General features: G+C 58.7%; 8 protein-coding genes. 7 read left to right on the plus strand and 1 reads right to left on the minus strand.

The genetic code is table 11. The annotated features are described in order from the left end of the window. The 5 genes from Q0G18_RS08770 to Q0G18_RS08790 all read left to right on the plus strand — a co-directional run. Positions 1–216 (plus strand): 2-oxoacid:acceptor oxidoreductase family protein (locus Q0G18_RS08770; RefSeq protein WP_297152112.1); only part of this gene is annotated, 216 nt, incomplete at its 5' end. 18 nt (positions 217–234) lie between these two features. Continuing rightward, positions 235–657, plus strand: coding sequence for an amino acid-binding protein (locus Q0G18_RS08775; protein ID WP_276995744.1), 423 nt, complete (start codon positions 235–237; stop codon positions 655–657). Positions 658–675: 18 nt separating this feature from the next. After that, positions 676–2,067, plus strand: coding sequence for a phenylacetate--CoA ligase family protein (locus tag Q0G18_RS08780; protein WP_297152117.1), 1,392 nt, complete (start codon positions 676–678; stop codon positions 2,065–2,067). 126 nt (positions 2,068–2,193) lie between these two features. Continuing rightward, positions 2,194–3,111 carry a tRNA glutamyl-Q(34) synthetase GluQRS gene (gene gluQRS, locus Q0G18_RS08785; RefSeq protein WP_297152120.1) on the plus strand — a complete coding sequence of 306 codons (918 nt, stop codon included), beginning with the start codon at positions 2,194–2,196 and terminating at the stop codon, positions 3,109–3,111. Between the two features lie 61 nt (positions 3,112–3,172). Then, complete coding sequence (locus Q0G18_RS08790) at positions 3,173–3,619, plus strand: universal stress protein (RefSeq protein WP_297152123.1); 447 nt, start codon at positions 3,173–3,175, stop codon at positions 3,617–3,619. 176 nt (positions 3,620–3,795) lie between these two features. Here the strand turns inward: Q0G18_RS08790 and Q0G18_RS08795 are convergent, their stop codons facing one another. Next, positions 3,796–4,749: a prenyltransferase gene (locus tag Q0G18_RS08795; RefSeq protein ID WP_297152126.1), complete on the minus strand. Its 954-nt coding sequence runs from the start codon at positions 4,747–4,749 to the stop codon at positions 3,796–3,798. 92 nt (positions 4,750–4,841) lie between these two features. Between Q0G18_RS08795 and Q0G18_RS08800 the strand changes: the two genes are divergently transcribed. Together Q0G18_RS08800 and Q0G18_RS08805 are read left to right on the plus strand one after the other, a co-directional pair. Beyond that, positions 4,842–5,285 (plus strand): thioesterase family protein, encoded by a 444-nt coding sequence (locus Q0G18_RS08800; protein WP_297152130.1) that lies wholly within the window; start codon positions 4,842–4,844, stop codon positions 5,283–5,285. 33 nt (positions 5,286–5,318) lie between these two features. Beyond that, the coding region (locus Q0G18_RS08805; RefSeq protein ID WP_297152133.1) for an acetamidase/formamidase family protein at positions 5,319–5,837 on the plus strand (519 nt) is incomplete at its 3' end.

The raw sequence follows: 5,837 nt of genomic DNA on the forward strand, positions 1-5,837 counted from the left end.
CGCGATGCGGGTGCGATGCTCATTCCCGCAACCGAGCTTGCCCGCAAGGCGGGTACCACGAAGGCGGCCAACGTCGTGCTGCTCGGTGCGCTCTCACGCGCTCTCGGCTTCCCGACGGATGTATGGAATCGGGTCATCGCCGCCCGCGTTCCCGAGAAGTATCTTGATGTCAACCTCGAGGCGTTCAAGCTGGGTGCCTCGTTTTCCGCGGAATAAGCGAGAAGGAGTGGTCTTATGAGCGTTTCCCAAATCAGCGTCTTCATCGAAAGCGAGCCCGGCCATCTCGTACGCGTGCTCGATTCCTTCGTCGAGGCGGGCGTCAACGTTCGCGGCTACAGCGCTTCCGATACTGGCGATTACGGTATCGTGCGCTTCATCGTCGACAACCCCGATGCGGCGCTCGCGGTGCTTCGTGAGCAGAATGCCGCCTGCGCGAAGTCCGAGGTGCTCGTGCTGCGTTTGGAGGACACGCCTGGCGAGCTCGCGCGCGTCATGGGAATCATCGCCGACTGCCACATCAATGTAACGTATAGCTATTCGCTCATCAGCACGTATATCGTCCTCTCGGTGAACGACGTCGCTGCCGCCGAGAGGATGCTCGAAAGCGAGCCCGTTGAGCTCCTGGGCCAGGATGATCTTGCGCATCTCGTTGCGTAACCGCTTAAGAAAGTTGTGATGATAGTGAACAGTACCGCTGAAGAGATATTCGACCCCTCCGTGAAAGGCGCCGCTCTCAAGGCTGCTGCCGCGGGGAATTTCGACGTGCTTCCCATGTTCGACCGAGCCATGGAAACCTCGAGCCGCGAGCGCATTCGCGCGATCCAGCTCGAGAAGCTGATCGCGCAGGTCGCCTACACCTATGAGAACGTTGCGTGGTATCGCGATAAGATGAATGAGATGGGCGTGAGGCCCGAGGACGTCAAGACGCTCGAAGATATCCGCAAGCTTCCCTTCACCGATAAGAACGCGCTGCGCGAGACGTTCCCCTATGGGCTTTTCGCCCAGCCGCTCGACAAGATCGTCGAGATGCACTCTTCCTCGGGAACGACGGGCAAGCCGATTGTCGTTGGCTATACCAAGCACGACATGGCCGTTTGGAGCGACTGCATTGCGCGTCTTGCCAGCATGGCGGGCGTCGTCCCGGGCGATCGGGTGCAGATGGCATTCGGCTACGGCATGTTCACCGGCGGTTTCGGCCTCCATTACGGCTGCATGAAACTTGGCTGCACGATGATTCCGGCGGGTTCGGGCAACACCGAGCGCCATATCCAGATGATCGAGGACTACGGTACGACTGTGATCATCGCGACGCCCACTTACGCGCTTCACATTTGCGAGGTGGGGGAAAAGATGGGCTTCGATTGGGAGAAGTCGACGCTGCGCGTCGGGCTTTTTGGCGGCGAGCCCTGCCCGCCTGCGCTCAAGGCAGAAATCGAGAGCCGCATGCACATCGTATGCACCGACAACTACGGGTTGACCGAGGTCATGGGCCCGGGCGTGTCGGGCGAATGCCTTGCTGAGCGCGATATGCAGCACATAGCCGAGGACCATTTCCTGTGGGAGGTCGTCGATCCGGTGACCGGCGAGCCCGTACCTGAAGGCGAGATGGGCGAGCTCGTTTTGACGCCGCTCGACAAAGAAGGCATCCCTGTGCTTCGCTACCGTACGCACGACTTGACGCGCGTCGTTGCCGAGAAGTGCAGCTGCGGCCGCACGCATGCGCGCATGCAGAAGGTCCGCGCGCGCTGCGACGACATGCTCATCATCCGCGGTACGAACGTGTTCCCGAGCCAGGTCGAGGACGTGCTCGCGGGCATCGAGGGTGTCACCCCGCACTACCTCATTGTGGTTGACAATGAGACCGGTCTTGATCGCATGACGGTCAACGTCGAGCTCAAGCCTGAGGCATTCAGTGACTCGTTCGAGGTGATGGACAATTTCCGCCAGATGGTCGCCGAAAAGCTCAAAGGCACGCTGCTTGTTGGCGTGAAGGTGAAGCTTGTCGAGCCAGGTGGCATCGAGCGCTCGACCGGAAAGACGAAACACGTAAAGGACCTGCGCAAGTAGCGCTTCTGGTCTTATTCGATGCCGGCGGCGTTTGTCGTCGGCATCGTTGTTTTGGGGCTCTGGCTTGCGCGGGGCTTGGGGTTTGTTCTGGTTGTTGCATCATGAGGGAGCGAAAGGGGTTATGCGGTGAGCGAGAAGGTGGTCGGGCGTTTTGCTCCGTCTCCCACGGGGCGCATGCATGCGGGCAACATCTACGCCGCGCTTACGGCGTGGCTCGTCGCGAAGTCCCAGGGTGGCGAAATCGTTCTGCGCATCGAGGATTTGGACCGCGAGCGCTCGAAGCCCGAATACATCGACGCGGTTCAGCGCGACTTCGAGATGCTTGGCTTGACATGGGATCGCGGCCCCTTCTTTCAGCACGATAGGGACGAGGTCTACGCCGCCGCCTTCGATTCGCTCAAGGGGAGGGGCCTTATCTACCCCTGCTACTGCACGCGCGCAGATTTGCATGCGGCATCTGCCCCTCATCGTGGGGAAAAGCTTGTCTATCCGGGAACCTGCCGGTTGCTTTCCGCCAAGGAGCGCGCGGCGAAGGAGGCTTCGGGACGCATGCCCGCTATGCGGCTGCGCACCCCTGACAAGGACATCTCGTTTCATGACACCATCCAGGGCGATTACTCCCAAAACCTTGAGCGCGATTGCGGCGACTTCCTCGTTCGCCGATCCGACCAAGCTTTCGCCTATCAGCTCGCCGTCGTCGTCGACGATGCCGCACAGGGGGTGAACAGCGTGGTGAGGGGTGTTGACTTGCTATGCTCGACCCCGCAGCAAATCTACCTTCAGAACCTGCTTAGCCTGCCGCATCTCGCCTACGGCCACATCCCACTCCTCGTCGCTGAACGAGATCGACGGCTCTCGAAGCGCGATCGCGACGCATCGCTTGATGCTCTGCTTGCGAGGTTCGGCTCCCCTGAGGCGATCATCGGACATATCGCAGGGATCACGGGCCTTGCACCCACGGCAGATCCAGCAAGTCCCGAGCAGCTTCTTTCTTGCTTCTCGCTTAAGAACCTTCATGGTAGAATCCAGATAGCCTGGATTTGATAACCTGTCCGACTAGGGGATAGGCGGCGTTCTCGTCGTCGTATGAAAGAGAGGTTTCATCATGGGATACTCAAAGATTCTCGTAGGTTACGATTGCTCCGGCGCTTCGAACCGTGCGCTTGCTGACGCTTATGAGCTCGTCGATCACGGCTTGGCCGAAGGTGTGGTCGTCGTCACGGTCACCGACTTGGCGAAGACGGGCGATCCAGCGTTCAATGCAGCCGCGCGCGCTGCGGGCGTTCTTCTTACCTCCATCGGCGACGAAGAGGAAGCGCTTTCCAATTTGAAGAAGAACGTCGGCGATCGCGTCGTCGGCCATGAGGACATCACGACGCTGCGCGTTGCGTTTGGCAAACCGCACGAGCTGATCATCTCGATCGCGAAGTCGGAGGGCTGCGGGCTCATCGTCATGGGAAGCCGCGGCTTGGGCGCTGTCCGCTCGATGTTGGGCAGCGTTTCGACGGCGGTCCTTCGCGAGTCGGAGATTCCCGTTCTCGTGACGAAGTAACGCCTTCCCACGTGGTCGTTCGCGAAAGCGATATATGCCCTGCATTCCGATGTCAGCCTTCGGGGTGCAGGGCATTTTTATGCGACGGGAATATGAGCGCTCGCGCGTACTGCCGTCAATAGGGTCGAGGTGTTGGCGCTGGTGGCGGCCCCTTGTACTGATGACGGTTCCTTCCTTTAGGCGATGAAGGCGATGGCGCTGCTCGCGAGTATTGCGGCGGCATAGAACGACCCAAGCGCGATGTTCACGCTGCAGATCTGCGCCATGGCCCCAATGCGGGCCGGGGGAGCGAGAGGGTTGCTCAAGAGCGCCTTCAGCAAAGGATAGGAAGCTAACACCGCGAACACCAAGATGATCGCACCGCGCGGGAAGAACACCGCAACAACGACTACGATCGCAGCGAGCCAGCAGAAGACGAGTGCATGGTAGAGCTTGCGAGCACGCGGTCGGCCGAGCAGCGTCGGCAGCGTGCGGCGGTTCACTTCGATGTCTTTCTCGATGTCGCAGGTGTTGTTCGTCATCATGATGAGCCCGATCCCGATGATCGTCGGGATCGACCAGACAAGCACGACGAAATCGAGTTCTCCCGTGAGGACTTGGTAGCACGCGAGCGGAATGAGCCCGCCCATGACGAACCCACTTACCACTTCTCCGATGGGAAGGTAGGAGATAGGCGTTTTGCCAGCTGAATAGGCGATGACGATCACCGCGCCGATGATTCCAAGGACAAGCGGAATCCATCCGGCGCAATAGATGACGTAGACGCCGATCGCGAAGGCGGCGACGAGCAATCCAATTGCCAGGCGAAGCGCCGACGCGGGGTTGATATGGTTGTACACGAGCACAGCGTCGGTTATGTCGACATTATCCTCTTCGCTGTCTGCGCCTTTGACGAAGTCGTAGTAGTCGTTGAAGGTGTTGACCGAAGCCTGCATGAGGATGCAGATGGCGAGCAGCGCGCACACCATAAGGACGTCGAGGGCGGGGGAGTGCACGACCGCGCAGCTTGTGGCGACGAGCACGGGCAGAATGGATGCGGGCCATGTGTGCGGAGCGGCAAGCTCGACAGCCATCTTCAACGTGAATCTCTCGTAAGGTTGCTGGTCTTTGCTTGAAGCTGATTCGGTCATTGTCTCGTTTTGCCCTTCTTGATATCTCGACGCGCCGCGATGCGCTACCATACTAAGAGGTATTCTACCGTTTTTTAGAAGGTGTGCTCGCTATGCGTCTGAATGTGCCCATATCCGTTCGCTACGGCGAAACCGATATGATGGGAGTCGTCTATCATGCCAACTACATCCTCTACTTTGAGGATGCTCGTGAGAAATATCTCGCTGAGTTAGGATTTCCCTATGCTGATTTGGAAGCGCGGGGACTTATCTCTCCCGTCCTCCATGTCGAGTGCGACTACGGCGAGTCCGTTCGATACGGGGACAATGTCGTTGTGCAGCTTGCCGTCACCGCGCTCAAACCGACAAAGGTGCAGTTTCGCTACAAAGTCTTTGATGGAGAAGCGCTCGATTTCGACGTAGCGAAGCCGTTTACGACAGGAATGAGCGAGCATTGTCTTATTCGGCGCGACGATTTCAAGCCGGTGAGCATGAAAAAGGCGGTACCGGAGCTTTACGAGCGCTATAAAGCGGCGCTCGAGACAGACTATCAATGAGAATAATGGCAACGTTTGAAAGGGAATTTTCTCATGATTGAACTCGATGATTCCAAGACGCTCTTTTCTTTCGACAAGGATTTGGAGCCAGTACTGAAGGTGCCGTCAGGAGAGACGGTGCGCATTCGCACGAAGGACTGCTTTGGCAATCAGCTACAAGGCCCCAAAGATCAACTGAGCGAAATCGACTGGGAGGCGATCAACCCCGCAACGGGCCCGATTTATGTCGAAGGCGCTGTTGCGGGTGGCACGTTGAAGGTTCATATCGACAATATCGAACTCGATGCGCAGACAAGTTCTTGCACCGGAAAAGACGAGGGTGTTTGCGGCGACCGCTTCAGTGACTGGGCGACGCATTTTTGCAAGGTCGAGGACGGCAAGGTCGTGTGGGATGAGCGCCTGAGCATCCCGATTGCCCCGATGATTGGCGTCATCGGTGTTGCCCCCGAAGGCGAGCCGGTCAACTGCGGAACGCCGGGCAAGCATGGCGGCAACATGGACAACACCGCTATTGCCGCAGGTGCGACGCTGTATTTCCCCGTTGCCGTCGAT

The sequence above is a fragment of the uncultured Ellagibacter sp. genome (genome assembly GCF_934636505.1).
GTDB lineage: Bacteria > Actinomycetota > Coriobacteriia > Coriobacteriales > Eggerthellaceae > Ellagibacter.